This window comes from Streptomyces sp. ICC4, from assembly GCF_003287915.1.
Taxonomy (GTDB): Bacteria; Actinomycetota; Actinomycetes; order Streptomycetales; family Streptomycetaceae; genus Streptomyces; species Streptomyces tritrimontium.
Genome location: NZ_CP030286.1, coordinates 1,421,968 through 1,447,150, shown reverse-complemented (window position 1 = coordinate 1,447,150; position 25,183 = coordinate 1,421,968). Strand labels below are relative to the sequence as shown.

At 73.6% G+C, this 25,183-nt stretch carries 20 protein-coding genes, 1 tRNA gene and 1 pseudogene; 13 read left to right on the top strand and 9 right to left on the bottom strand.

The features are described from left to right. The first annotated feature begins 5 nt into the window (after window positions 1–5). Window positions 6–1,295 (top strand): ArsA family ATPase, encoded by a 1,290-nt coding sequence (locus tag DRB89_RS06515; protein ID WP_239516035.1) that lies wholly within the window; start codon window positions 6–8, stop codon window positions 1,293–1,295. 58 nt (window positions 1,296–1,353) lie between these two features. Here the strand turns inward: DRB89_RS06515 and DRB89_RS06510 are convergent, their stop codons facing one another. Continuing rightward, window positions 1,354–1,704 (bottom strand): WhiB family transcriptional regulator, encoded by a 351-nt coding sequence (locus DRB89_RS06510; RefSeq protein WP_204357996.1) that lies wholly within the window; start codon window positions 1,702–1,704, stop codon window positions 1,354–1,356. 385 nt (window positions 1,705–2,089) lie between these two features. On the opposite strand from DRB89_RS06510, the gene DRB89_RS06500 reads away from it, so the two are divergent. After that, a complete protein-coding gene (locus DRB89_RS06500) occupies window positions 2,090–4,369 on the top strand; it encodes a transglycosylase domain-containing protein (protein ID WP_112447442.1) in 2,280 nt (759 codons plus the stop codon). Window positions 4,370–4,519: 150 nt separating this feature from the next. Here the strand turns inward: DRB89_RS06500 and DRB89_RS06495 are convergent, their stop codons facing one another. Next, the gene (locus tag DRB89_RS06495) at window positions 4,520–4,981 is read right to left on the bottom strand and encodes a GatB/YqeY domain-containing protein (protein WP_112447440.1); all 462 of its coding nucleotides are present in this window, start codon (window positions 4,979–4,981) and stop codon (window positions 4,520–4,522) included. Between the two features lie 79 nt (window positions 4,982–5,060). Here DRB89_RS06495 and DRB89_RS06490 point away from each other — a divergent pair, with 79 nt between their 5' ends. The 4 genes and pseudogenes from DRB89_RS06490 to DRB89_RS06475 form a co-directional block, all read left to right on the top strand. Further along, on the top strand, window positions 5,061–5,999 hold the full coding sequence (locus DRB89_RS06490) for a metallophosphoesterase (RefSeq protein ID WP_112447438.1): 939 nt from the start codon (window positions 5,061–5,063) through the stop codon (window positions 5,997–5,999). Window positions 6,000–6,030: 31 nt separating this feature from the next. Continuing rightward, complete coding sequence (locus tag DRB89_RS06485; protein WP_112447436.1) at window positions 6,031–6,720, top strand: Pr6Pr family membrane protein; 690 nt, start codon at window positions 6,031–6,033, stop codon at window positions 6,718–6,720. Between the two features lie 39 nt (window positions 6,721–6,759). Further along, a tRNA-Pro gene (locus DRB89_RS06480) sits at window positions 6,760–6,833 on the top strand. Between the two features lie 210 nt (window positions 6,834–7,043). Next, window positions 7,044–8,474 (top strand): annotated as a pseudogene (locus DRB89_RS06475) (SulP family inorganic anion transporter); the annotation flags it as partial. Window positions 8,475–8,522: 48 nt separating this feature from the next. On the opposite strand, the gene DRB89_RS46270 reads toward DRB89_RS06475, so the two are convergent. Then, entirely contained in the window at window positions 8,523–10,547 is a 2,025-nt protein-coding gene (locus DRB89_RS46270) for an RNA polymerase sigma factor (protein ID WP_112447434.1), read from the bottom strand. 126 nt (window positions 10,548–10,673) lie between these two features. Further along, on the bottom strand, window positions 10,674–10,997 hold the full coding sequence (locus tag DRB89_RS06465) for a YciI family protein (RefSeq protein ID WP_112447432.1): 324 nt from the start codon (window positions 10,995–10,997) through the stop codon (window positions 10,674–10,676). 178 nt (window positions 10,998–11,175) lie between these two features. On the opposite strand from DRB89_RS06465, the gene DRB89_RS06460 reads away from it, so the two are divergent. The 4 genes from DRB89_RS06460 to DRB89_RS06445 all read left to right on the top strand — a co-directional run bounded on the left by DRB89_RS06460 (window position 11,176) and on the right by DRB89_RS06445 (window position 14,244). Beyond that, window positions 11,176–11,850 (top strand): DUF998 domain-containing protein, encoded by a 675-nt coding sequence (locus DRB89_RS06460; protein ID WP_112447430.1) that lies wholly within the window; start codon window positions 11,176–11,178, stop codon window positions 11,848–11,850. Between the two features lie 107 nt (window positions 11,851–11,957). Further along, entirely contained in the window at window positions 11,958–12,581 is a 624-nt protein-coding gene (locus DRB89_RS06455) for an ABC transporter ATP-binding protein (protein WP_112447429.1), read from the top strand. Next, window positions 12,578–13,456 carry a metal ABC transporter permease gene (locus DRB89_RS06450; RefSeq protein WP_112447428.1) on the top strand — a complete coding sequence of 293 codons (879 nt, stop codon included), beginning with the start codon at window positions 12,578–12,580 and terminating at the stop codon, window positions 13,454–13,456. The genes DRB89_RS06455 and DRB89_RS06450 overlap by 4 nt, the downstream gene beginning before the upstream one ends. Next, the gene (locus tag DRB89_RS06445; RefSeq protein ID WP_112447427.1) at window positions 13,411–14,244 is read left to right on the top strand and encodes a zinc ABC transporter substrate-binding protein; all 834 of its coding nucleotides are present in this window, start codon (window positions 13,411–13,413) and stop codon (window positions 14,242–14,244) included. Before DRB89_RS06450 ends, DRB89_RS06445 begins: the two co-directional genes overlap by 46 nt. A 73-nt stretch (window positions 14,245–14,317) precedes the next feature. Here DRB89_RS06445 and DRB89_RS06440 read toward each other — a convergent pair whose 3' ends face one another. After that, window positions 14,318–16,069, bottom strand: a complete 1,752-nt coding sequence (locus DRB89_RS06440; RefSeq protein ID WP_112447426.1) for a class I adenylate-forming enzyme family protein — start codon at window positions 16,067–16,069, stop codon at window positions 14,318–14,320. Then, window positions 16,066–17,979, bottom strand: coding sequence for a CoA transferase (locus DRB89_RS06435; RefSeq protein ID WP_112447425.1), 1,914 nt, complete (start codon window positions 17,977–17,979; stop codon window positions 16,066–16,068). Before DRB89_RS06435 ends, DRB89_RS06440 begins: the two co-directional genes overlap by 4 nt. A 247-nt stretch (window positions 17,980–18,226) precedes the next feature. Between DRB89_RS06435 and DRB89_RS06430 the strand changes: the two genes are divergently transcribed. Next, window positions 18,227–19,357, top strand: a complete 1,131-nt coding sequence (locus DRB89_RS06430) for an acyl-CoA dehydrogenase family protein (RefSeq protein ID WP_239516746.1) — start codon at window positions 18,227–18,229, stop codon at window positions 19,355–19,357. A gap of 201 nt (window positions 19,358–19,558) precedes the next feature. Here the strand turns inward: DRB89_RS06430 and DRB89_RS06425 are convergent, their stop codons facing one another. Both DRB89_RS06425 and DRB89_RS06420 read right to left on the bottom strand, forming a co-directional pair. Then, window positions 19,559–20,617: a sugar ABC transporter permease gene (locus tag DRB89_RS06425; protein WP_112453245.1), complete on the bottom strand. Its 1,059-nt coding sequence runs from the start codon at window positions 20,615–20,617 to the stop codon at window positions 19,559–19,561. Then, window positions 20,614–21,771 (bottom strand): MFS transporter, encoded by a 1,158-nt coding sequence (locus tag DRB89_RS06420; RefSeq protein WP_239516034.1) that lies wholly within the window; start codon window positions 21,769–21,771, stop codon window positions 20,614–20,616. Before DRB89_RS06420 ends, DRB89_RS06425 begins: the two co-directional genes overlap by 4 nt. 338 nt (window positions 21,772–22,109) lie before the next feature. Here DRB89_RS06420 and DRB89_RS06415 point away from each other — a divergent pair, with 338 nt between their 5' ends. Beyond that, window positions 22,110–22,949, top strand: coding sequence for a hypothetical protein (locus tag DRB89_RS06415; protein ID WP_112447422.1), 840 nt, complete (start codon window positions 22,110–22,112; stop codon window positions 22,947–22,949). Between the two features lie 245 nt (window positions 22,950–23,194). On the opposite strand, the gene DRB89_RS06410 is transcribed toward DRB89_RS06415, so the two are convergent. Further along, window positions 23,195–24,181, bottom strand: coding sequence for an ADP-ribosylglycohydrolase family protein (locus tag DRB89_RS06410; RefSeq protein ID WP_112451826.1), 987 nt, complete (start codon window positions 24,179–24,181; stop codon window positions 23,195–23,197). Between the two features lie 268 nt (window positions 24,182–24,449). Here DRB89_RS06410 and DRB89_RS06405 point away from each other — a divergent pair, with 268 nt between their 5' ends. Continuing rightward, window positions 24,450–25,181 carry a VIT1/CCC1 transporter family protein gene (locus DRB89_RS06405; RefSeq protein WP_112451825.1) on the top strand — a complete coding sequence of 244 codons (732 nt, stop codon included), beginning with the start codon at window positions 24,450–24,452 and terminating at the stop codon, window positions 25,179–25,181. Window positions 25,182–25,183: the final 2 nt, after the last annotated feature.

Sequence of the window (25,183 nt, the reverse complement as noted above, 5' to 3'; positions counted from 1 at the left end):
AGGCCATGAACGCGAACATGGGGACGCCGCCGAGGCTGGCCGTGGACCGGCTGCTGGACGACCCGCGGACCCGGATCATCGTGTGCTGCGGGGCGGGCGGGGTCGGCAAGACCACGACGGCGGCGGCGCTCGGGGTGCGGGCGGCGGAGCGCGGGCGCAGGGTGGTCGTCCTGACCATCGACCCGGCGCGCAGGCTGGCCCAGTCGATGGGGATCGACTCGCTCGACAACACCCCGCGCAAGGTCACCGGGGTGTCGGGCGACGGCGGTGAACTGCACGCCATGATGCTCGACATGAAGCGGACCTTCGACGAGATCGTCGAGGGGCACTCGGATCCGGAGCGCGCGCAGGCCATCCTCGCCAACCCCTTCTACCAGTCCCTGTCGGCCGGCTTCGCGGGCACGCAGGAGTACATGGCGATGGAGAAGCTGGGACAGCTGCGGTCCCGGGACGACTGGGACCTGATCATCGTGGACACCCCGCCGAGCCGGTCCGCGCTGGACTTCCTGGACGCTCCGGGGCGCCTGGGGTCCTTCCTGGACGGGAAGTTCATCCGGGTGCTGATGGCTCCGGCGAAGGTCGGCGGCCGGGCGGGGATGAAGTTCCTCAATGTCGGCATGTCGATGATGACGGGCACGCTGAGCAAGCTGATGGGCGCCTCGCTGCTGAAGGACGTGCAGACCTTCGTGGCCGCCATGGACACCATGTTCGGCGGCTTCCGCACGCGCGCCGACGCGACGTTCCAGCTGCTGCAGGCTCCCGGTACGGCCTTCCTCGTGGTGGCGTCGCCCGAGGCGGACGCCCTGCGCGAGGCGGCGTACTTCGTGGAGCGGCTGGCCGCGGAGAAGATGCCGCTGGCCGGGCTCGTACTGAACCGGGTGCACGGCAGCGGCGCCGACCAGCTGTCCGCGGAGCGGGCGTTGGCGGCGGCGGAGAATCTTGAAGAAGGCGGCATTGTCGATCAGGAGTCCGGGAAAGCTGGACTTCGTGACTCTCCCGACACCGATTTCGACGCCGAAGGCGACGCGCACAACGACACCGACGCGCACGCCGAGACCGACGCGGACGTCGGCTCCGAAGCCGACGTGGACGAGATCACGGCGGGCCTGCTGCGCCTGCACGCGGAGCGCATGCAGGTGATCGCGCGCGAACGGCGCACGCGGGACCGCTTCACCTCGCTGCACCCCGAGGTGGCGGTAGCCGAAGTGGCCGCCCTGCCCGGCGATGTGCACGACCTCGCCGGGCTGCGGGCCATCGGAGAGCGACTCGCGGCCGGGGTGCCGGCCGGAGCGTAGGCGTCCGTACGAGGCCCCCGGTTCGGGGGCGGTCCGTACGCGGGATGGCTCGGGTGGTCTACCCGGCGGCCGCGTACCTCTCGTACGGAACGTCGATCTCCTCGTCGACATCCACGGTGAGGATGCCTGTACTGCGCTCGTACTCCGTGCGGGCGGTTTCGAGCAGTCGCCGCCACGAGGTGACGGTGGGACGCCGGCGCAGCAGCGCACGTCGTTCCCGCTCGGTCATTCCGCCCCACACGCCGAACTCGACACGATTGTCGAGCGCGTCGGCCAGGCACTCGGTCCGCACCGGACATCCGGTGCACACCGCCTTGGCCCTGTTCTGTGCCGCTCCTTGAACGAACAGTTCATCCGGATCGGTAGTGCGGCAGGCTGCCTGCGCACTCCAGTCGGTAACCCAGCCCATCCCGGCGCCGTCCTCTCCCGAATCGAGGCTCCCCCACGGCGGCAGCGGCATATTCACCGCTGCCAGTTGAGGACGTTACGGAAGGCGGGCACAGTGCAACACCCCCGACGGGCCCACACTTGAATGGTCCGAACGGACTATGGGTAAGCGGCAGATCACCCGACGGAGTGATCCTGCGACATGCCCGACCATTCCGGCGATTTGGGTGAAATCGGCGGGGCGACCTGATCACAGGAGGCGAGATTCGGACATGCGTCCACCCCATTCGGGAAGGGTGAAAAACAAGCCGAGGGGTTGATGTCCCACCGCACTGCTGTGACAGTTGAGGACAGCTTAGGCCAAGGCATTCGCGTGTGTCCGGCGAATGAGAACGTAGGCTGCCCTCATGGGAAAGAAGCGCTCGGGCGGCGGGGCCACGGGGCCCCAGCAGGCCGCCAAGTTCCTCGGTGTGTCCGTTCTCGCCGGAGTTGTACTCGCGGGCATCGCGATCCCGGGCGCAGGCGCCCTGGGTCTCGCGGCCAAGGGAACGGTCGAAGGGTTCGATGAGATCCCGGCCAATCTCAAGACGCCGCCGCTGAGTCAGCGCACCACGATTCTGGACTCCGAGGGTGGCTTGATCGCCACGGTCTATTCACGCGACCGGCAGGTGGTCCCCCTCACGGCCATCTCCCCGTACATGCAGAAGGCGATCGTCGCGATCGAGGATTCTCGTTTCTACGAGCACGGCGCGATCGACCTCAAGGGCATCCTGCGCGCGGTCAACCGCAATGCCCAGGAGGGCGGCGCGGCGCAGGGCGCCTCGACGCTGACGCAGCAGTACGTGAAGAACGTGTTCGTCGAGGAGGCCGGCGACGACGAGACGAAGGTGCGCGAGGCCCAGGAGAAGAGCCTCGGGCGCAAGATCCGCGAGCTGAAGTACTCGATCCAGGTCGAGGAGGAGCTCGGGAAGAAGAAGATCCTCGAGAACTACCTCAACATCACCTACTTCGGGCAGCAGGCCTACGGAATCGAATCCGCGGCCCAGCGCTACTTCAGCAAGCCGGCCAAGGACCTGACCCTGGAGGAGTCGGCGCTGCTGGCGGGCGTCGTGCAGTCGCCGAGCCGGTTCGACCCGGTGAACGACTCGCAGGAGGCGATGAAGCGCCGCAACGTGGTCCTGCAGCGCATGGCCGACACGAAGGACATCTCACAGGCCGAGGCGGACGCCGCGAAGGCCAAGCCGGTCACCCTGAAGGTGACCAAGCCCAAGAACGGCTGCATCACCGCCGTCAAGGGCGCCGGCTTCTACTGCGACTACGTGCGCAACACCTTCCTCGACGACGCCGCCTTCGGCAAGACGCGCGAGGAGCGGGCGAAGGTGTGGAACCAGGGCGGCCTCACGGTCCGCACGACCCTGGACCCGCAGTCGCAGGATTCGGTCAACGAGTCCATCAAGGACCACGTCGACCAGGACGACAAGGTCGCGACGGCCGTCACCCTCGTGCAGCCCGGCACCGGCCGGGTCCTGGCGATGGGCCAGTCCAAGCCGTACGGCTTCGGCAAGAACGAGACCCAGATCAACTTCTCGGTGGACAAGAAGATGGGCGGCTCGAACTTCGGCTTCCCGACCGGCTCCACCTTCAAGTCGTTCGTCGCGGCCGCCGCCATCGAGCGCGGTCTGCCGCCGACGAAGATGTACCAGGCCCCGTACGACATGGACTACCCGAGCCCGGTGCAGACCTGCGGCGACAAGCCCTGGGTCAACACGGGCAGCCCCAAGGCCCGGGTGGAGAACGAGACCGAGTCCGAGGTCGGCCCGTACGGGATGAAGGAGGCGATGGCCAAGTCGGTCAACACCTACTTCGTGGAGATGATCTCCGAGGTGGGCCTGTGCCCCGTCACCGACATGACCACCAAGCTCGGCGTGATCCCGGCCAACGGCGCCAAGCTCCCCGAGGTCCCGGCCATCGCGCTGGGCAGTGAGGGCATGTCCCCGCTGACCATGGCCAACGCCTACGCCACCTTCGCCAACCGCGGCGTGTACTGCACCCCGGTCGCCATCGAGTCGATCACCGACTCGCACGGCAAGGCGCTCACGGTGCCGAAGTCCAAGTGCGACCGCGCGATGTCGGAGCGGACCGCCGACACCATCAACACGCTGCTGCTCGGCGTGGTCGACTCCGGTACGGGCCAGCAGTCGGGTCTGACCGACCGGCAGAGCGCGGGCAAGACCGGTACGACCGACAGCCGCTACAACGCCTGGTTCGTCGGCTACACCCCGAACATGTCCGGCGCGACCTGGGTCGGTTCCGGCGGTGCGAAGCAGGTGTCGATGGAGAACATCACCATCGGCGGCCGGTACTACGACAAGGTCTTCGGCGGCGGGCTGCCCGGCCCGATCTGGAAGCAGGCGGTCTCGGGCGCGCTCTCGGGCCGCGAGGCGCCGGGCTTCACCACGGTGAACATCCCCGACACCCCGAGCCCGGCCGCGGGCGGCAAGCCCACCACGGGCAAGCCCAACAAGCCCGGCAAGCCGGGCCGCGACGGCAAGCCCGGCGACGGGCAGCCGGGCGGCCAGCAGACCGCCGGGGCCACGGGCGGGACCCCGGGCGGCAGCACGGGCGGCACCGACGACCCGCTCGGCGGGATCACCCTCCCCCCGGGCATCATCGGCGGCCGCGACTGAGCGGCGGCGCGCACCGACAAAGGGAGAGGGCCTCCACCGGATCGATCCGGTGGAGGCCCTCTCCCCTTGCCCTTCGCGTACTGCCGAGTACTGCGGCGTGCTGCGGCGTGCTGCGGCGTACTGCGACGTGCTGCTGCGTGCTGCCGTCGGTCAGAGCAGGTGCTTCTTGACCGCGGCGGCGACGCGCCCGCCCTCCGCCAGCCCGGCGACCTTCGGGTTCACGATCTTCATCACGGCGCCCATGGCCCGCGGCCCCTCGGCGCCCGTCGCCTTGGCCTCCTCGACGGCCTGCGCCACGATCGCGTCGATCTCGTCGTCGCTCAGTTGCTTGGGGAGGTAGGTGTCGAGGAACTCGCCCTCGGCGGTCTCGCGCGCGGCCTGCTCGGGACGGCCACCCTGCGCGAAGGCGTCCGCCGCCTCACGGCGCTTCTTCGCCTCCTTGGCGATCACCTTGAGGACTTCCTCGTCGGAGAGCACACGGGCTTCCTTGCCCGCGACCTCCTGGTTGGTGATGGCGGAGAGGGTCAGGCGCAGCGTGGACGAGTGCAGCTCGTTCCGCGCGCGGATGGCGGTGGTGAGGTCTTCCTGGAGCTTGGCCTTGAGCGTGGTCATGACCTGAGTCTGCCAGGTACGGAGCCTTCGGCGCCCGTCCGTTTCCGGGTGGGCCCGCCGGGTCTGCGAACATGAGGGCATGCGTGCGCGTTACGGAGTACCCCTGAAGGTCACCGCCGGCATCGCCGCGGCGGGAGCCGCCGGTCTGGCCTATGCCGCCGGCTTCGAAGCCCGGTCCTTCCGCCTGCGGCGGGTCACGGTGCCCGTGCTCCCGCAGGGGATGCGCCCGCTGCGCGTCCTGCAGGTGTCGGACATCCACATGGTCGGCGGGCAGCGCAAGAAGCGGGCCTGGCTGCAGTCGCTGGCCGGGCTGCGCCCCGACCTCGTCGTGAACACGGGCGACAACCTCTCCGACACGGAGGGCGTGCCGGAGGTGCTCGACGCGCTCGGCCCGCTGATGTCCTTCCCCGGCGTGTACGTCTTCGGGTCGAACGACTACTACGGCCCCCGGCTGCGCAACCCCGGGCGCTACCTGCTGGAGAAGACCCAGGGCCGGCACGGGCTGAACGGCAACGCGCCGGTCGTCGGCGCCGTCCACAACCCGTGGGAGGGGATGCGGGACGCCTTCGACGCGGCCGGCTGGCTGAACCTCACCAACACCCGTGCCCGGCTCAAGCTCGACGGGCTCGAGCTGGCCTTCACGGGACTGGACGACCCGCACATCAAGCGCGACCGGTACGAGAAGGTCGCGGGCGGGCCGGAGGAGGACGCGGACTTCTCGATGGCCGTCGTGCACGCCCCGTACCTGCGGGTCCTCGAAGCGTTCACCGCCGATCGCTACCCGCTGATCCTGGCCGGCCACACGCACGGCGGGCAGCTGTGCATCCCCTTCTACGGGGCGCTCGTCACCAACTGCGACCTGGACACGAAGCGGGTGAAGGGCCTCTCGGCGCACGAGGCGGAGGGGCACCGCTCGTACCTCCACGTGTCGGCGGGCTGCGGAACCAACCGCTTCACCCCGGTGCGGTTCGCGTGCCCGCCCGAAGCGACACTGCTGACACTGACTCCGAAGGCCTAACGCGGACCGGGCCGCCGGGTACGTTGACAGGATGATCACACCCGCCGCCCGGCGCCTGCCGACCGTCGTCTTCCGCGCGCTGATCGCGGCCGCGGCCTTGACCGGCCTCGTCATCGAGTGCGCGTACGGCAGCATGCCCGTGGTGCTGAGCTTCTTCACGATCTGGACGAACATCCTGGTCGCGGTGGTCTTCGCCCTCTCCGCGGTCCGCGTCCACCGGGGCGAGCCGGACGTCGGCCCGCTCTGGCGGGGCGGGGTCCTCCTCTTCATCCTGGTCACCGGGCTGGTCTTCCACCTGGTCCTGGCCAACCCGTCGAGCCCCTTCAACGTGGTCGAGGAGCTGGACGAACTGTCCGGGGCGAAGGCCGTCGCCAACCAGCTCCTCCACACGGTCACCCCCGTATGCGCGGTCCTGGACTTCCTCTTCCTGACCGCCCCGCGCACCCTGCGCCCGCGCCACGCCGCGCAGTGGCTGGCCTACCCGCTGGCCTACGTGGTCTTCGCGCTGGTCCGCGGTGCCCTCCTCGACCCCGGCGCCCCGGCCCGGTACACGTACCCCTTCATCGACGTAGCCCAGTACGGCTACGCCCGGGTCGCCCTGAACGCGCTGGTCCTGGGCATCGGCTTCTACGCGCTCGGCCTGGCCCTGGTCGCGGCGGACCGCCACCGGCCGCCACGTGAAAACCGGATTTCGTCTCCGGCCGAGGGTCCGCTAAAGTAATCGATGTCGCCAGGGCAGCAGCGCTGCAAGGGTGGACATCGGGGTGTAGCGCAGCTTGGCAGCGCGCTTCGTTCGGGACGAAGAGGTCGTGGGTTCAAATCCCGCCACCCCGACTTCGTAAGACCAGGTCAAGGGCTTGATCCGCATCGCGGGTCAGGCCCTTCCTGCATGTGTGGAGATCGCCCGGGAGAGATCCGGGAGAAGGGCTTGGCCGGCTTCTCCCGGGCGTCCTGAGCGAGCTCGCCCTTCGGGTCTTCTCCGCTCACCCGCCTGCCGGTTCGGGTGGGTCCGCCGAACCCGAGGTCCGTGCCCGAGGCGGCCCCTTCCGGACCGAGGTCCTCGCCGGTCTGGTCGTGGCGCTCGCCCTGATCCCGGAGGCGATCTCGTTCTCGATCATCGCCGGTGTGGATCCGGCGATCGGGCTGTTCGCCTCGTTCACGATGGCCGTCGTGATCGCGTTCACCGGCGGGCGGCCGGCGATGATCTCCGCCGCCACGGGCGCCGTGGCCCTCGTGATCGCGCCGCTGAACCGGCAGCACGGACTGGGCTACCTGGTCGCGGCGGTGATCATGGCCGGGGTCTTCCAGATCGTGCTGGGCGCGCTCGGCGTGGCGAAGCTGATGCGGTTCATCCCGCGTTCGGTGATGGTCGGCTTCGTCAACTCCCTCGCCATCCTGGTCTTCATGGCGCAGGTCCCCGAACTCCTCGGCGTTCCCTGGGCCGTCTATCCGCTGCTGGCGGCCGGGCTGGCGCTGATGGTGTTCTTCCCGAAGGCCACGAAGGCGGTCCCGGCCCCGCTCGTGTCCATCGTCGCCCTCACCGCGATCACCGTGGCCGCGGGCATCGCGGTCCCCACCGTCGGCGACAAGGGGGCGCTGCCGTCCGCGCTGCCGGTTCCCGGTCTGCCGGACGTTCCGTTCACCCTGGACACGCTGGCGCTCATCGCCCCGTACGCGCTGGCCATGGCGTTCGTCGGGCTGATGGAGTCGCTGATGACGGCGAAGCTCGTCGACGAGATCACCGACACCCGGTCCTCGAAGACGCGGGAGTCCATCGGCCAGGGTGTCGCGAACATCGTCACCGGCTTCTTCGGGGGCATGGGCGGCTGCGCGATGATCGGCCAGACGATGATCAACGTGAAGGTGTCGGGCGCCCGGACGCGGCTGTCGACCTTTCTCGCCGGTGCGTTCCTCATGGTGCTGTGCATCGTCTTCGGGCCGGTGGTCTCCGACATTCCCATGGCGGCCCTCGTCGCCGTCATGGTCATGGTCTGCTTCGCGACCTTCGACTGGCACTCGATCGCGCCGAAGACGCTGAAGCGGATGCCTGCCGGTGAGATCGTCGTCATGGCCGTCACCGTCGTGTGCGTGGTCCTCAGCCACAACCTGGCCGTGGGCGTCGTGGTGGGCTCCGTGACCGCGATGGTGATCTTCGCGAAGCGGGTCGCGCACCTGGCGAACGTCACCTCCGTCCTCGATCCGGACGGCGGCCAGGTCGTCTACTGCGTGACCGGCGAGCTGTTCTTCGCCTCCTCCAACGACCTGGTGGAGCAGTTCGACTACGCCGGCGACCCCGGCAGGGTGGTCATCGACCTCTCCGCCGCCCACATCTGGGACGCCTCCTCCGTGGCCGCGCTCGACGCGATCGAGCACCGGTACGCCCAGCGCGGCAAGAGCGTGGAGATCACCGGTCTGAACGGACCCAGTGCCCGCCTGCACCGGACGCTCAGCGGCGAGCTCGCCGCCGGGGGCTGAGGAGCCCCGCCCCGAAGCAGCGGGTCAGCGCGCGGGTCAGCGGGTGGGTCAGCGCGCGGGTTTGAGTTGGCGGAGGGTGTAGCCGCGGTGAGTCGGGTCCAGGGGTGCGGTGGCCGTCTTGAAGAGGTGTTCGGCCCGCTCGTAGGACAGGCGGCGACGGCCCGTGTCCGGGCACAGGTCGGCCGGTTCGGGGGTGCGGGCCGGGCCGGGGCGGCGGTCGGAGAGGAACACGGGGCCGCGGGTGCGGCCGGCCAGGAGCCCGGGCAGCAGCCGGGCGGTCCCGGAACGCCAGTTCAGCCAGGTGGTGCCCGTGCGGGCCCGGCGGTCGTCCAGGTCCAGGTCCTCGATGTTCAGTGACAGGGCGGCCTTCGCCCCGGACGCGGACTCGTGGAGGAGCCGCCACAGCGTCCGTTCGCGCAGCGGCAGGTCCGGGTCGGACCACAGGGCTTCGATTTCCGCCGGGTCCAGCGGGCGCGCCCGGGGGCGGGTCTCGGCGCGGCGCTCCAGCCCCGCCGCGAGGTCGTCCAGGCCGGCCCGGGCGCAGAAGGAGCGGACCGCCGACCGGTGCCGGTTCCAGGTGGTGGCCGCGGCCCCGCCCCACGCCGCCCCGAAGACCCGGGTCACCTGGCCGGCCGTCAGGGACGCGAGCGGCAGCTGGTCGCCGAGGGCCAGGCGCAGGCGGCGCAGGGTCTGCCCGTAGGAGCGGACCGTCGCGGCGTCGAGGTCGCCGCGGGCCAGGAAGGTCCGGGCGCTCTCGCCGAGGGTGGGCCCCGGAGGGCCGGTGGCGGCGCCCTCGGCGGCAACCTTGGCGGCGCTCTCCTGCGCACGCCGGTTCAGGAAGGCCCGCTCGGCGGCGTTCCTGGTGAGGGCGGCCGCCCGCTGGAACTCCAGGCGTGCCTCGCCGTGCCGGTCCAGGCGGGACAGCAGGTCGCCCCTGACGCTGGGCAGGAGGTGGTAGTCGCGCAGCGCGGGATCCGTGAGCAGGGAGTCGACGAGATCGAGCCCGGCCCGGGGCCCGTACGCCATGCCGAGCGCCACCGCCCGGTTGAGCTGCACGACCGCCGTGGGGAGCAGCCGGGCCAACGCCCCGTACAGGGTGGCGATCTGCTCCCAGTCGGTGTCCTCGCTGGTGCGTGCCTGGGCGTGGCAGACGGCGATGGCCGCCTGCAGGACGTACGGGCCGGGCGGCGCGCCGAGTTCCCGGGCGCGCAGCATCGCGGTGAAGCCGCGGCGGATGAGCAGCTGGTCCCAGCGCCCGCGGTTCTGCTCGTGCAGTTGGACGGGCTCGCCCGAGGGTCCGGTGCGCGCGGCCGAGCGGGACGCCTGGATCTCCATCAGCGCGACCAGCCCGTGCACCTCGGCCTCCCGCGGCGCCAGCTCGGCCAGCAGCCGGCCCAGCCGGAGGGCTTCCAGACAGAGGCCCGGGCGCATCAGGTCGTCGCCCGTGGTGGCGGAGTAACCCTCGTTGAAGATCAGGTAGATGACGTCCAGGACCGAGGCGAGGCGCTCGGCGAGCTCGGCGCCGGCCGGCAGCTCGAACGGCACGCGCTCCTCGGCCAGCGTCCGCTTGGCCCCGGCGATGCGCTGGGTGATCACCGGCGCGGTGGAGAGGAAGGCCCGCGCGATCTCCTCGGCCGTCAGGCCGCCGAGCAGCCGGAGCGTCAGTGCGGCCCGGGACTCGGCCGGCAGCACGGGGTGGCAGGAGATGAGCATCAGCCGCAGGACGTCGTCCTGTTCGGGGTCCTCGTCGGGGTCGTCGGAGGGGTTCCGGGAGGAGTTCCGGGAGGCTTCCTGGGACCTGACCAGCTCGTGGCCCAGCTCCTCCTGTTTGCGCGTCCGCAGCTCGGAGCGCCGGATGTGGTCCACGGCGCGGCGCTTGGCGATGGCCGTCAGCCAGGCCCCGGGGTTGTCCGGGACGCCCGAGGAGGGCCACTGCTCGAGTGCGGCGACGAGGGCGTCCTGGGCCAGTTCCTCGGCGAGGCCCACGTCGCGGACCATGCGCGTGAGGCCGGCGATGATCTTGGCCGACTCCAGTTTCCAGACCGCGTCGATCGTGCGATGGGCATCCGGCACAGGCCCGATGACACCATCCGCCCGGCTCGCCGGCAAGCCGGCGGGCCGGGCGGGCGGATGGTCCTCGGGGTCAGGAGCCCCGTCCGGGGCCGGTCAGGGGCCGGTCCGGGCCCCATCCGGAGCCCGTCAGGCGCCGTAGACCTGCTGAATCACGCTCTCGCCGTCGCCGACGATCCTGCGGAAGCGGCGGGCCAGCTCGACGGCCTCCTCCTTGGAGCGGACCTCGACCAGCGCGAAGCCGGCCACGGCCTCCTTGGCCTCGGCGAACGGGCCGTCCATGACCGTGATCTCGTCGCCGACCGAGGTCAGCCGGACGCCGCCCGGCTCCAGGCCGCCGGTGGCCAGCAGGACACCGGACGCCGTCAGCTCCTCGATGAACCTGCCCATCTCCGCGAACAGCTTCTCGTCGGGGGCGGCGTCGGTGGGCTTGGTCGTCATCAGGTAGCGCATGGGTCTCTCTCTTCTCTTCGTGGCTCTTCGTTGCTCTTCGGGGCTCTTCGGGGCTGCCGTGCTTCTGCCCCTACGTCGAACAGCCCCATGTGACAGGGAACGGATCCATTCCCTGTCACATCGCCGGATCGACGTGTCAGCGAGAACCCCGCACGACGAAGCCCGAGGGAGAGTCACCATGACCGCCGTCCAGATCCCCACCGCCCCCGCCGCCGGCACCGAAACCGCCGCCGCCTCCACCCGCGCACTGCTCGCCCTCGCGGTCGTGGCGCAGCCCCTGTGGGTGGTCGTGTCCCTGACCCAGGCCGCCACCCGCCAGGGTTACGACATCACCCGCCACCCGCTCAGCGCGCTGAGCAACGGCTCGCTCGGCTGGCTCCAGATCACCAACTTCGTGCTCGCCGGGGCCCTGGCCGCCATCGGGGCCACCGGCCTGCGCCGGGCCCTGCGCGGAACGCCCGGCGGTGTCTGGGCGCCGCGCCTGGTGCGGATCAGCGGTCTCGGCATGATCGCCGCGGGAGCCTTCGTGATGGACCCGGCCGACGGCTTCCCCGTCGGCACCCCCTACGGGATGCCCGCCACGCTCAGCTGGCACAGCTACGCCCACTTCGCCGCCGGGTCGGTCACCTTCACCGCGCTGATCGCCGCCTGCTACGTCCTGGGCCGCCACTTCAGCCGCGCCGGGGACCGCGGCCGCGCCATCGCCTCCCGCGTCGCCGGCACCGCGCTGCTGATCGGCAACGGCTGGGCGATGAGCGGCGGCAAGGCCGGCACCCTGACCCTGGCCGTCGGCGTGATCACCGCCATGGCCTGGATCACCACGGTCGCCGCACGCTGCCGCCGCGGCCTCTGAGCCCCGCCGGGAAAAGATCCCGTACCGCCGGAACCCCGGCCCTCCCTTCCGCGACTACCTGCGTGCGTGACATGACGCCGGTGGAAGCGGAAGCGGAGGGCTGTGGGATGGGCGGGCTGGACGTGCGCATGGAAGGGGTGGGGTGCCGCCACGGGCGGGTCGAGGCCGTGGCCGGCGTCGACCTGGAGATCGCGGCCGGTGAGCGCGTCGCCCTGACCGGGACCAACGGCTCGGGCAAGACCACGCTGCTGCGCGCCGTACTCGGGCTGCACCGGCAGGTCACCGGCTCGATCCTGGTCGGCGGCCGGCGCACCGACGCGGCCTGGCGGCGGCGGGCCTGCGCGTGGATCCCGCAGAAGCCCGCCGGCGGCCGCTTCCCCCTCCTGGGCGGCGAGCTGCTCGCCAGCAGCGGTGACCCCCGCGCGGCCGCCGAGGCCGCGGACCGCCTCGGTGTGGGGCCGCTGACCGGGCGGGCGCTGCACACCCTGTCCGGCGGGCAGTTGCAGCGGATGTACCTGGCCCGGGCCATCGGCTGCGTGGCGGCCGGGGCCGGGGTGCTGCTCGCCGACGAGCCCACCGCCGCCCTCGACTTCGCCGGACAGGACGAGGCGGCCGACGTACTGACCGCGCTGCCCGTGACCCTCGTCGTCGTCACGCACGACCGGGCGCTCGCCGAACGCTGCGACCGCGTACTGGAGATGGCCGCCGGCCGGCTGCGGGAGGTCCGGTGAGCACCACCCTGGCCGCCGGCGCCGACCTCGGCACCCTGCTGCAGCTGGCCGCCGTGCAGCGCGCGGGCTTCGCCCTGCTGCTGGCCGCCGTCGGGCTGCCGGTGGTCGGCGTGGTCATCGTCGGGCTGGACATCATGCCGGTGCGGTTCGCGATGATGCACGTCGCGCTGCTGGGCATCGCCGTCGGCCTGCTCACGGGGCTCGACCCCATGCTGTGCGCGCTGGTCGCGTGCGCCCTGGCCGGAGCGGGCGTCGCACCGCTGGCCCGGACGCCGGACGGGCTGTCCGGGGCGATGGGGCTGCTGATGAGCCTCGCGATCGCCGCCGCGCTGCTGATCCTGGCGGTCTCGGGGGTGAACGCCTCCGGCGCCTTCGCCCTGTTGTGGGGGTCGATCCTGTCCGTCGGCACCGCCGATCTCGTGGTGCTGGGGCTGCTGGCCGTCCTCGTACCGGGGCTTTTCTGGTGGCGGCGGCGCGATGTGGCGCTGCTGCTCTACGACCGGGAGCTCGCGCAGTGTTCGGGCGTCCCGGTGCGGGCGCTGACCGCCGTCCTGCTGGTGCTCGTCGCGGTCGCGGTGGCCGGGGCCATCAAGCTGACCGGCGCCCTGCTCGTCGACGCGCTGACCCTGCTGCCCGCCCTGGCCGCGCGCCGGCTGGGCACTTCGCTGAGGTCGATCACGGTGTGGGCGGTCGCGATCGGCGTCTTCGTGAACCTGACCGGCTTCCTCATCGCCCTCCGGCTGGACTGGCCTCCCGGTCCGGTCCTCGTCCTCACCGCGGGGATCCTCGTCCTCGCGGTCCATCTCGTTCCCGAACGGAGAATCAGCTCATGGCGCCCGCAATCCGCGTCCGCGGCACTTCCCTCCTCGCACTGAGCACGGCCCTGGGCCTGGCACTGGCCCTGGTGACCGGCTGCGGAGACAGCGACGGCAAGAGCGTCGGCGCCGGTGCCGGTGCCGACGCCCCCAAGGGCGGCAAGCCCGTCGTCGTCGTGACCACCACCTGGGAGGGCGCCTTCGCCAAGGCCGCCGGCGCCGAGGACGTCAAGGTGATCGTGCCGCAGTCGGTGCACCACGCGCCGGACTACGACCCCAAGCCCTCCGACCTCGCCGCCGTCGGCAAGGCGGACTTCGTGCTGTACGCGCCGTTCGAGCCGTACGCCGCGAAGATCAAGGAGGCCGCCGGCTCGAAGGCCGAGCTGGTCGAGGTGAACCTCGACAACGACGCCGACAAGGTCAAGGCCGAAGTCGCCCGGCTGGGCAAGCTGTTCGGCACCGAGGCCGCCGCCGCGAAGTGGACGGCCGACTTCGACACCGAGTACGGCCGGGTCTCCAAGGAGGTCCAGGCCTCGTGGCCCGGCGGGAAGAGCCCGGCGGTGGTGAGCCAGGTCTTCACGACCTGGTCCGCGAAGCTGGCCGGCGCCACCCCGGTCGGCACCTACGGCCCCGAGGCGGTCACCCCGGTACAGCTGGCCGAACTGTCCGCGAAGAAGCCGGCGCTGGTCCTGGACAACGCGCACATGTCGACGGGGACCGTCCTGCCCGACTCGGGCGCGAAGCAGGTGAAGATCGTCAACTATCCGGGCAAGGACCTCGACCTGCTGCCCGTCTACCGCAACGCGGCCGCCGAGTTGAAGAAGGCCATGGGCGCTCCGGCCTCCTGACGGCGGACGGGCAGGCAGACAGGGGCGGCGCGGTCCGGAACGGACCGCGCCGCCCCTGTGGGCGTTCCCCCTCCTACGCCACCGCCCCGGCCCGCACCAGGCGCTCGCGCAGGGCCGCTCGGTCGGGCTTGCCCGCCGGGGTCAGCGGCAGTTCCGCGACCACCAGGAGGCGTTCGGGGTGCTTGCGCGGCTCCAGGCCGCGCAGCGTGAGGTGTGCGCCCAGCGAGCCCAGGGTCGGGCTCTGCGCACCGCGCGGTACGACGCATGCGGCGAGCCGCTCGCCCATCAGCTCGTCCGGTACGCCGACGCACACGATGTCCCGCACCTGGGCGTGGGAGGACAGCTCCCGTTCGACCTCGGCGGGGCTGATGTTGGCGCCGCCGCGGATGACGACGTCCTTCAGCCGGCCGACCACGTGCAGGACGCCGTCCTTGTCGATGAGCCCCAGGTCTCCGGTGCGGACCCAGCCGTCGGGGGTGCGGTACCGGGCGTCCAGGTCGGGCGAGGCGACGTAGCACATGGGGGTCATGGGGCCGCGGGCGACGATCTCCCCGACCTCGCCGTCCGGGAGCCGTTCGTGCGTCTCGGTGTGGTTGATGCGGATGTCGGCGACCCGGGGGTCGGGGCGGCCGGCCGCGACGCCGGCTCCGTCCGCGTCCGATTCCGGGGCGGGCGAGCCCAGGCCGGTGTGGCAGTTGACCCCGTCGGCCGAGCCGTAGAGGTTGACCACCGGGCAGCCGAAGACGCGGCTCGCCTGCTCGGCCGTGGTCTCGTCGAGCGCGGCGCCGCCGAGGATCACGGCGGTGGGGGTGGGCAATGCGCGGGCGTCGGGGCCGGGGGCGGACGCGCCCGCCTCCGCTTCCGCCGTTTCCGCCGCCCCGTCCGTCTCCGGTTCCGCCGCTTCCGCCTCCGCTTCCGCCGCCTCCGACTCCAGGCGGTCGAGCATCATGCGGATCATCGTGGGCACGCCGAAGATGTGGGTGGGCCGGTGCTCGCGCACCGCCGCGAGGGCCGCCTCGGGGGTGAAGTGGTCGAGCACGACGAGGGTTCCGCCGTGCCGGGCGAGGGTGACCGCGGTGCCGCTGGAGCCGAAGGCGGAGGCGAGCGGTACGAGGAACAGGCAGCGGGGCGGGGTCCCGTCGGGCATCAGGGAGGCGAGGAAGTTGCCGCGGCCGCCGGCGAGCGCGTTGTGCGAGTACGCGATCATCTTCGGCTCCGCCTCCGAGCCCGACGACACCAGGATGCGGGCGGCGCTGTCGGGATCGGGCCGGACGGGGACGAAGTCGGCCGGGTCGGAGCGCAGCAGCGTGGCGAGCTGAATCGTTCCCTCGGGTTCCGTGCCCACCCGGCCGGCGGCGATCACGTGTCGCAGCGCGGGCAGTTCGGCGGCCAGGGCCAGCAGATCGGCCGCGTGCCGGTTGCCCCGGTGCTCCACGGAGGCGATGACCGCCACGGCCTCGGACCGGCGCAGCAGGCAGCGGGCCTCCGCTCCGCCGCGGCCGACGGGGAAGGGCAGGACGACCGCGCCGAGGGCGGCCAGGGCCAGGTCCGCGATGACGGCGTTGCGCCCGTTGGGGAGTTGCACCCCGACCACGTCCCCCGGCCGTATGCCGAGGTCCCGCAGTCCGGCGGCCAGACATCGCACCTTGCGGTCCAGCGCGGTGTAGCAGAGCTTGCCCTTGGCGTCGATGACCGCGGTGTGGTGCAGGTCGGCGATCTGGCGGGCGCGGAAGAGGCTGTAGAGGTCGAGGTCGGGACAGGTCCCGTCGACGGCCCAGGAACGGCGCAGGCCGGCGGGCAGCAGATCGTGCAGGGCGACGGTCATCGGAAGCTCCAGGGGTCGGGAACGGCGGGGGCACCGTGCGCGTCGCGGCTGATCGAGCCGCCGAAGCGCGGGTCGTGGTGCAGGTCGGCCAGGTCGGTGGTGACGGCGGTCGCGTGGAGTCCGCGCCCGCGCAGCGCGCGCAGGGCGTCCTCGGTGGGCAGGCCGGCGAGCCCGTGGGCGGCGGCGGCCGCCGCGCAGGCGCCGGCGTCCGCGTCGGCGGGGGCGATCCAGCCGTCGGCGGTCCGCAGGGGCGTACGGAATCCGGCGGGCCGCCGGGGGTTCTCCCCGCGCCGGGCCCGGCGCAGGGCCGGGAGGGTGAGCACGTCGGCGGCTCCCAGCAGCGAGGAGTCGACGCGCACCCCGCGCCCGGTGCGCTCGCGCAGCAGCAGCCCCGCGAGGACGGCCTCGGCGCCGAGCAGCCCGCCCAGTACGTCGAGCAGGGTCATCAGGGAGGGCGCGGGCACCTCGCCCTCGGAGCGGGCGGCCTCGCCGACCCCGGTGCGGGCCTGGACCATGAAGTCGGTGCCCATCGGGGCGTCGGTGATCCGGCCGGTCCCCCAGCCGCCGGTGTACGCGTACACGAGCGCGGGGTTGGCCGCCGCGAGGTCGTCGTGGTCGAGGCCCAGCTCGGCGGCCTTGCCCGGGGCCCAGTTGTGCAGGAAGACGTCGGCGTCGGCCGCCAGGTCCCGCAGCCGGAGCCGGTCCGCGGGCGACTTGATGTCCATCTCCACGGCCCGCTTGCCCCGGTTCAGCGCCAGCCAGCGGGCGGAGACGCCCGAGCAGGCCGGCGGCATGCCGCGCAGCGGGTCGCCGCCCGGCGGCTCGATGCGGACGACGTCGGCGCCGAGCAGCCCGAGCAGATGGGCCGCGAGCGGCGCCTGGATGCGGCGGCCGGCCTCCAGCACGGTCAGCCCGGCCAGCGGCTTCGCCGGCCGCGGGGCGGCGGGCACGGCGTGGGGCACGGCGGCGGGCACCGCATGGGGCAGGCCGCCGCCGGAGTCGTACGGGGCCAGGGTCCAGGGGGCGGCTCCGTCGTGTTCGGCGGCCCGCTCGGTCAGGCTCCGCAGCCGGCAGACCTCGGCTCCCGAGGCCGCCGCCGCGTCCCGGATCCGCTGCCAGCCGTGCGCGCGGGTGGTGGCGTGCAGGGCGTCGGGGAAGGGGGCGCACGCGGTGGCGTACCGGAACTGGAAGGGCCGCCAGCCCGCCCGTATCGCGTCGGCGGGGGCGTCCAGGGCCCGCCAGAATCCGGCCCAGGCGCCCGGGTCGAGGGTCTCCAGCTCGAAGAGGGTGCCGTCGGCGGCCGTGAAGGGGGGTCCGCCCGCGGCCAGTTCGGCGGCTTCGCCCTCATCCGCCCCGGTCGCCGCGAGGTACTGGGAGACGACCAGCAGCCCGGCCCGGTCGACGTAGGTGTCCACGCCGGCCGAGGAACCGCCCCTGGCCTGGGCGAGGAGGCCCGCGAGCAGGCCCTGGGTGGTCAGGACGGCCGCGGCACCGAGGGCGTAGTCGACGGCGAGGCCGCGCGGTTCGCCGTCGCGGCGGCCGTGGACGGCCATGATGCCGGTGGCGGCCTGCGCGGTCGCCTCGTCGGTGACGGCGCGGCCCGACAGGGTGTCCGCCGAGCCGTCCGGGGCCGCGGACCAGGCGATGGCGGCGGTGGCGGTGGCGGAGCCGCCGAAACCGCTGCCGGACCCGCCGCCGGACCCGCTGCCGCTACCGATGCCGGACCCGCTGCCGCCCAGTGTGATCCGGCCCGCCCGGTCGCCCTCCCGCGCGGCCGGACCCGTACCGGCGGCGGCCCCCAGCAGCCTCAGGTGCTCGGCCACCGGTCCGGTGAGGGCGGCCGGCCCCGAGGCGGTGAAGTGCAGGCCGTCGAGCGGCCGCGCGGTCTGGGTGACGGCTGGTGACGCCATGCCTCTCCTCTTCTCCCGGCTCCGGCGGTCGGCCGGCGCCGCTGGTGATCCGGGCGCGGGAACCAAGGGGCGGGCGCACCCGACCAGTTCCTCGGGGAGGCAGTCGGACTGCCGTTCCCACGGGTTCCCGGCGGGCTGGAGGAAAGTGGTGGAGATCCGAGTGGCGCAGAACCGAGGGCCGCGGGACCGGGCGACCCTCGGCCAAGGGGCGGCCCCCCGCCCCGAACGGCGCGGCCCTGACGCGCAGTTGAAGGACCGGGTCGCCGACTTCGTGCGCGAGCGGGTGATGCCCCGCGAGCCCGTGCTGGACGCGGGCGGGCCGGCCGCGGCGACCGCCCTGCGGGGGCTCCAGGACGAGGCGAGGGAGGCGGGCCTGTGGGCCCTGCCCCTCCCCGCCGAACTGGGCGGCCAGGGCCTCGGACTGGCCGCGTACGCCCTCCTCGCCGAGGCCGAGGGGGCGAGCGACCACGGGCCGGCGGCCCTGGGCTCGGCCCCGCTGCTGGACGCCACGATGCTGCTGCGCCACGGGAGCGACCGGGTGCGCGCCCTGTACCCCGCGCGGCTGACGGCCGGGGAGCTGCGGGCCTGCTACGCCATGACGGAGCCGGACGTGCCGGGCACCGACCCGTTCCTCACCGCCACCCGCGCCGTCGAACAGCCCGACGGGAGCTGGACGGTGAGCGGCCGCAAGTGGTTCACCTCGCACGCCGCCGAAGCCGGTCTGGTCACCGTCCTCGTCCGCACCGACGGCGGGCCGGGCGACCGCGCGGGGCTCTCCCTCCTCGTCGTCCCCACCTCGTCGCAGGGCTTCCGGGTGGTGCGCGAGCTGCCCGTGTTCGGCGCGTCCGGCCAGTGGGAGATCGAGTTCGACCGGGTCCGGGTGCCCGCCGACCACCTCCTCGGCGAGCGCGGCCGGGCCCTGGACATCGCCGGGGAACGGCTCCAGCTGGGCCGTACGCTGCGCTGCCTGCGCTGGCTCGGCCAGGCGCAGCGCGCCTTCGACCTCATGTGCGGGCGCGCGGGTTCCCGTACGGGCTCGCGCGGGCCGCTCGGCGGGCACCAGCTCGTCCAGCAGCACGTCTTCGAGGCGCTCCTCGCCCTGCGCACCACCCGCCCGCTCGTCCACGAGGCCGTGGCCAGGATCGACGCCGGGCTGGACGCGCACGTCGAGGTGGGCCTGGCCAAGGTGGCGGCGGCGCGCATGCTCCAGCTGGTGACGGACTCCGCGATCCAGGTCCACGGCGCGGCCGGCCTCGGCCCGGACACCGCCCTGCCCGCCCTCTACCGGTCGGGCCGCGCCGCCCGCATCCTCGACGGCCCGGACGAACTCCACATCACGTCGGTGGCGAGGCGGGTCCTGCGGGGGTACGGGGCGTAGCGCGGGCACGAGCGGCAGCGCGGGCACGAGCGGCAGCGCGGGCACGAGCGGCAGCGCGGGCACGAGCGGCAGCGCGGGCACGAGCGGCAGCGCGGGCACGAGCGGCAGCGCGGGCACGAGCGGCAGCGCGGGCACGCCCCGCAGCGCGGGCAAGAGCAGCGCGGGCACGAGCAGCGCGGGCACGCACCGCAGCGCCGGCGGTCAGACGTCCCGGATGTCGAGCCGGCCGGTCAGCTCGGCCAGTCCGAGCGCCAGGAAGAAGGTGCCCCACACCAGTTCGTGCCGGACCGCGATGCCCTTCCCGGCGTCGTAGCAGCCGTCCAGCAGCCTGCCGTCCGACAGGTGCGCTCCGGCCAGCCGCTCCAGGATCGCGGCCGCGCGGGCCGCGTACCGTGCGGCCCCCGGGCCCGGGACGCGGGCGAGCTTCAGCAGCGCGACGGCCGTCACGGCGGCCGCGGAGGTGTCCGACGGGCCCTCGGGCAGCGCCACGTCGGCCGGCGGGACGAGCGGCGCGCCGGGCCCCGCCCACGCGTCGGCCAGCCGCTCCGCGAGCTCCCGCGGACTCCCCGTCAGCAGCCCGGCCACGTCGGTCCGGTGCAGCGCGTCGGCCAGCGCCAGCAGTAGCCAGGCCCGGCCCCTGCTCCAGCCGACGGGCGGATCCCCGCAGGCCCGCCACCCCTCCCCCGCGGCGAAGCCCAGGGCGGGGACGAGCCCGGGACCCGGGGTGAGGCACAGGTCCAGATGGCGGGCCAGGTGGGAGGCGGCCGCCGCGGCGCCCCCGGGGCCGGCGGCGGCGAGGAGGGGGACCAGGCCCGGGACGCCGTCCACGCGGGCCAGCAGGCGGGGCCCGCCGAAGGCCGATCCCCAGGGGACCAGGCCCAGTTCCGCGTCCACGGCCGACAGGCAGGCCGCGGCCGCCCGCGTACGGAGCCCGGCGGCGGCGGGGTCGCCTGCCGCGAGCGCGGTGCCGTACCAGAGGATCAGCCCGCGCGTGGAGGTGTCCGCGTCCACCCAGCCGGCCAGCCGCGCGGTGCACGCGGAGGCGGCGGCCCGGTCGCCCGGGGCGCCGGTGTGCCGGGCGCGCAGCCACAGCAGCCCCGCCCAGAAGCCGCCGGCCCACGAGCCGCGGCCGGTGGTCGTCCAGCGGCCCGTCCCCGGGTCGGCGTACAGCGGGAACCGGTCGCCGGCCTCGGCCGCGCCGACGGCGACCCGGTCGAGGACGTCGGCCAGCGCCCGCCCCGCCCACGCGGGCCCGCTCACGCGGCGGCCGCCGCGGCCCGTGCGCGCCGCTCCCGCAGCGCCCACACCGTCGCCACGGCGCAGGCCAGGGCGAACTCGGCGGCGACCAGCAGCCAGCCCTCGCCGTAGCGGCCCGCGTCCGCGAGCGGGCCGAAGAGGGGCGGGCCCACGGCGAACCCGGTGAAGAATCCGGCGGCCACGAGCGCCGAGTCCTGGCCGGCCCGGCCGGGGGCGGAGCGCTGCATCACCAGCACCATCGAGACGGCGTTGGCCGATACGGCGAACACCCCGACGGCCACGGCGGCCACCCAGACCAGCGGCCCCGCGCTGAGCGCCGCCGCCAGCAGCACGGCCGCCCCGACCGATCCGGCCGCCAGCAGGCCCGGCAGCCACTGCGCGCGCCCCGGCCGGGCCGCCTTCGACCAGCCGATCCGGCCGCCGATGCCCGCGACGCCGAGCACCGCGACCAGGGCGCCGGCCGCAGTGGGGCCCATGTCGAGCCGCTGCGCGCCGAACAGGGCGACGTAGGTGTTCACCGAGGCGATCCCGGAGCCCAGGAAGAGGGAGAACACCGCCAGCCAGGCGATGTCGCCCCGGGGGACGAGCGAGGAGCGCGGCGCGGCGGGCTTCGCCGGAGGGTCTGCGGGCAGGGCGCGCAGCGCCCACAGGGCCGCCAGCGCGGCCGCGGCCGCCGCCGTCCACACGGCCCCGCGCCAGCCGGCCGTACCGGCCAGCGCCGTGAGCGGCAGCCCGGCCGCGAAGGCGCCGAGCTGGACGCCGGACTGCTTCATGCCGGTCACCGGCCCGCGCCGGGCGGGGGCCACGGCGGCGAGGATCGCCTTGTTGGTCGCCGGGTTGGCCAGGGCCTGGGGCACTCCGCCCAGCGCGACGGCGGCGAGGAGGAAGCCGGGGCCGGGTGCGGAGCCGATCAGCGCGAGCGTCGCGGCGGACACCGACAGGAGCAGGACGAGGGAGCGGCGCGGCCCGATCCGGTCCACCAGGCGGCCGCCGAACGGCGACAGCACGGCCGCCGTGCCGAATCCGATCGTGGTCGTCAGACCGAGCACGGCCGCCGAGACGCCCCACTCGGCCACCAGCCTGGGGCCGAGCGCGCCGAAGAGGAACAGCTGCAGCATCGAGAAGGCCATGGCGCCGGTGAGCAGGGCCGTCAGCATGCCCTCCGACCGCACCGCACCGCGCCGTACGGGTGTCCCTGGTGTCCCCGGTGTCCCTGGCGGCCCTGGTGTTCCCGGCATCCGAGGCCCCCCTGGCGCCTTCGCCGACGTACTGCGTTCCCCCACCGCGCGCTCCGTTCCCGCTGCCGGATCTCCGGTCCGCAGCAGGAGTCGGACGGGCGAACACCCCAGTTCCCGGGGGCGGTTGTGGTGTGTGACACATCCCGGCTAGAGCGGTGCATGAGAAATCCTGATGCACCCTGTCGCCGCCCCGGGGTCGGTGCAACGATGACTGCGCCATGACTCCGGGTCGGTGTTGCCGCGCGGTACGGGCTGCGATGTTCGCGGCCACCTGCGTGCTGCTCTCCTCCCTCGGGCACGTGCTCATGTCGGGGACGGCCGTCCCCCGGCGGGCGATGGCGGCGGCGTTCGCCGTCACCGCCGCGGCCGGCTGGATCCTCGCGGGACGCGAGCGCGGGCTGCCGGCGGTCATCTCGGCGACCGTCGCCGTCCAGGCCGCGCTGCACGGCGGGTTCTCGCTGGCCCAGGCGGTCGCGGACCGCTTCGCGGGCCGCCTCGCGGTCGTCCCGTCGGCGGCCGGTGCCGTGGGCGCGTCGGGCACTCCGGGGTCGCCCGCGGCCCCGGACTCGGCGGGCGGGCTGGTCGGGCGGTGGGTCCAGTACCTGCTCTGCTCCCCGCCCGTGCTCCCGCCGCGCCCGCCCGCTCCGGGCACGGGCGGCGGCGCGGGCGGCCACGCCCAGCACGCCATGCACTCCGTGCACGCGCTGACCGACGGCGCGGCCTCCATGACGGTGCCCGTGCCGTCACCGGCACCGATGTCGATGTCGATGTACACGTCCATGCCGACGCCGATGCCGATGGCGGGCGGGCACGACATGCTCTCCATGTCGCCGCTCGGCATGCTCGCCGCCCACCTCCTCGCCGCCCTCGTCTGCGGCCTCTGGCTCGCCTACGGGGAACGGGGCGCCTTCCGCGTCCTGCGTGCCTTCGCCGCCCGGATCCTCGTACCGCTGCGGCTGTTCTTCCGCCTCCCCGCGCCCGCGCACCGGCCGCGCGTCCGCTGCCGCCGGGACCACCGGGCCCGGCCCCTGCGCAACCTCCTGCTCGCCGACGCCCTCACCTCACGGGGTCCACCTCTCGGGACCGCTGTCGTCTGACAGCCGGCTCCCCGACGCGCGACGGGCCAGACCGCCCCGCGCCTCGGGCATCGGCCCTGCCGTTCGGCGGGCCGTACCCGTTCACGGGCTCCGAGGTGCCCCCGCACAGCGGCACCGGACCCGGATTCCCGGAAGGACCTCAGGCGATGACCCCTGCCCTGCTCACCCGCCCGACCGCCGCGCCTGTCCCTTATACCCCTTATACCCTTCCCACGTCTACCCCTTTCTAAGTCCCGGGGTCAGGGTCATCGGGGGGTCTCGGCTTCCGGGGTGAGGAGGTCCGCGATGTCCAGGACGTGGTAGCCGCGCATCGACGGGAGGCAGCTCCCGCGGACCGGGCCGATCGCCGAGGACCAAGCGGCCGGGATGGCGGGGGCGCCGGACATGGCTCCGGCGAGGGCGCCCGCCACCGCCGCCGTGGTGTCCGCGTCCCGGCCCATGTTGACGGCCATCAGGACCGAGCCGGAGAAGTCGCCCGCGCACGCGGCGAACGCGCCGAACGCCAGGCCCACCGCCTCCGGGGCCAGGTCCGTCCACGGATAGCCGCCGATCACCACCGCCGAGCGCACGGCCCGTTCGCCGCGCGGCGCGGCCGTGACCGCCCGGCGCAGGGAGCGCGCCGTCCAGGAGTCCGACGGGATGACCGACAGGGCGGCCGAGACGACCGAGGCCGGGGAGCCCCCGGCCATCGCCGCCGCGACGCCCGCCGCGACGGCCTGGCCGCCGTAGATGCCCTCGCCGTCGTGGCTGACGCAGCCGTCGATGGCGACCAGCCGCGCGGCCTCCGCCGGCCGGCCCGCCGCGAAGACGCCGAACGGGGCCGCGCGCATGGCGAGGCCGTCCGACCAGGCGTGGCGGTGCTGGGCCGAGATGGGGGCGGCCAGGCCCCGGCGGAGGTTCTCGAGGGTGCCGCGCTCGCTGAAGCCCGCGCCGCGGAACGGGCCCTCGTCCAGGTCCGCGATCCAGTGGTGCCACGCGCGTTCGACGTGCGCGACGGTGAGCGCCGATCCGTGGCGGGCCAGCAGCAGGCCCGAGAAGATCGCGTATTCCGTGTCGTCCGTGCCCGCCGGGTCGTCCGAGACGAAGCCCTCGATCCGGCCCCATTTGGCCCGGATCTCCGACGGCTTCATGTTCTCCGCGGGAGCGCCCAGCGCGTCACCCACCGCGAGTCCGAGAAGAGCGCCCCGGGCCCGTTCGAGGAGGACCTGCGGATTGCATGCAATCAGCTCCATGGCGCGCCTCTCCACTTGATGGGACTCATATTGAGCCCTTGGGGGATTTGTGCCATGGCATGTGGTTTGTCGCTCGTCGCGAAACACCCCGCCCGTGTCGCCGTCACCCGGTCGCCGACCCGCAAAACCCCAGGTAAGTACGGCCTTCCTTGCTGGCGGGCGGCAAAAATCGTGCGTAGTTTCGAGGTGTTCAGGGGGAGTGGGTGCCTGCGCGTCGAGCGTGGCGTAGCTCTGTGCGCCCACTCGTACAAAAGGGGAGATAGTCCGCATGTCCATCATTGACATCCAAGCACCGCTTCACACCGCCCACCGCGACAACCACACTCACCGCGACGTGAACGGTGGATGGCTGCGCCCGGCGGTCTTCGGCGCGATGGACGGGCTCGTCTCCAACCTCGCCCTGATGACCGGCGTGGCCGGCGGGGCCGTCGCCCCGCACGTCATCGCGGTCACCGGCCTGGCCGGTCTCGCGGCCGGCGCCTTCTCGATGGCCGCCGGCGAGTACACCTCCGTCGCCTCGCAGCGCGAGCTCGTGCTCGCGGAGCTGGAGATAGAGCGCCAGCAGCTGCGCAAGCACCCCGTCGACGAGATGGAGGAGCTGGCCGAGCTCTACGTGTCGCGCGGCGTCGAGCCCGCGCTGGCCCGCGAGGTGGCCATGCAGATGTCCCGCGACCCGGAGCAGGCGCTGGAGATCCACGCCCGCGAGGAGCTGGGGATCGACCCGGACGACCTGCCGTCGCCGATGGTCGCCGCCGTGTCCTCCTTCGGGTCGTTCGCGCTCGGCGCGCTCGTCCCGCTGCTGCCCTACCTGCTCGGCGCGGCCACCCTGTGGCCGGCGGTCCTGCTGGCGCTGCTGGGGCTCTTCGCCTGCGGTGCGGTCGTCTCCCGGGTCACGGCCCGGTCCTGGTGGTACAGCGGGATGCGCCAGCTCGTCCTGGGTGGCGCGGCCGCGGGTGTGACGTACATCCTGGGAACCTGGATCGGCGGAGCCGTAGGCTGACC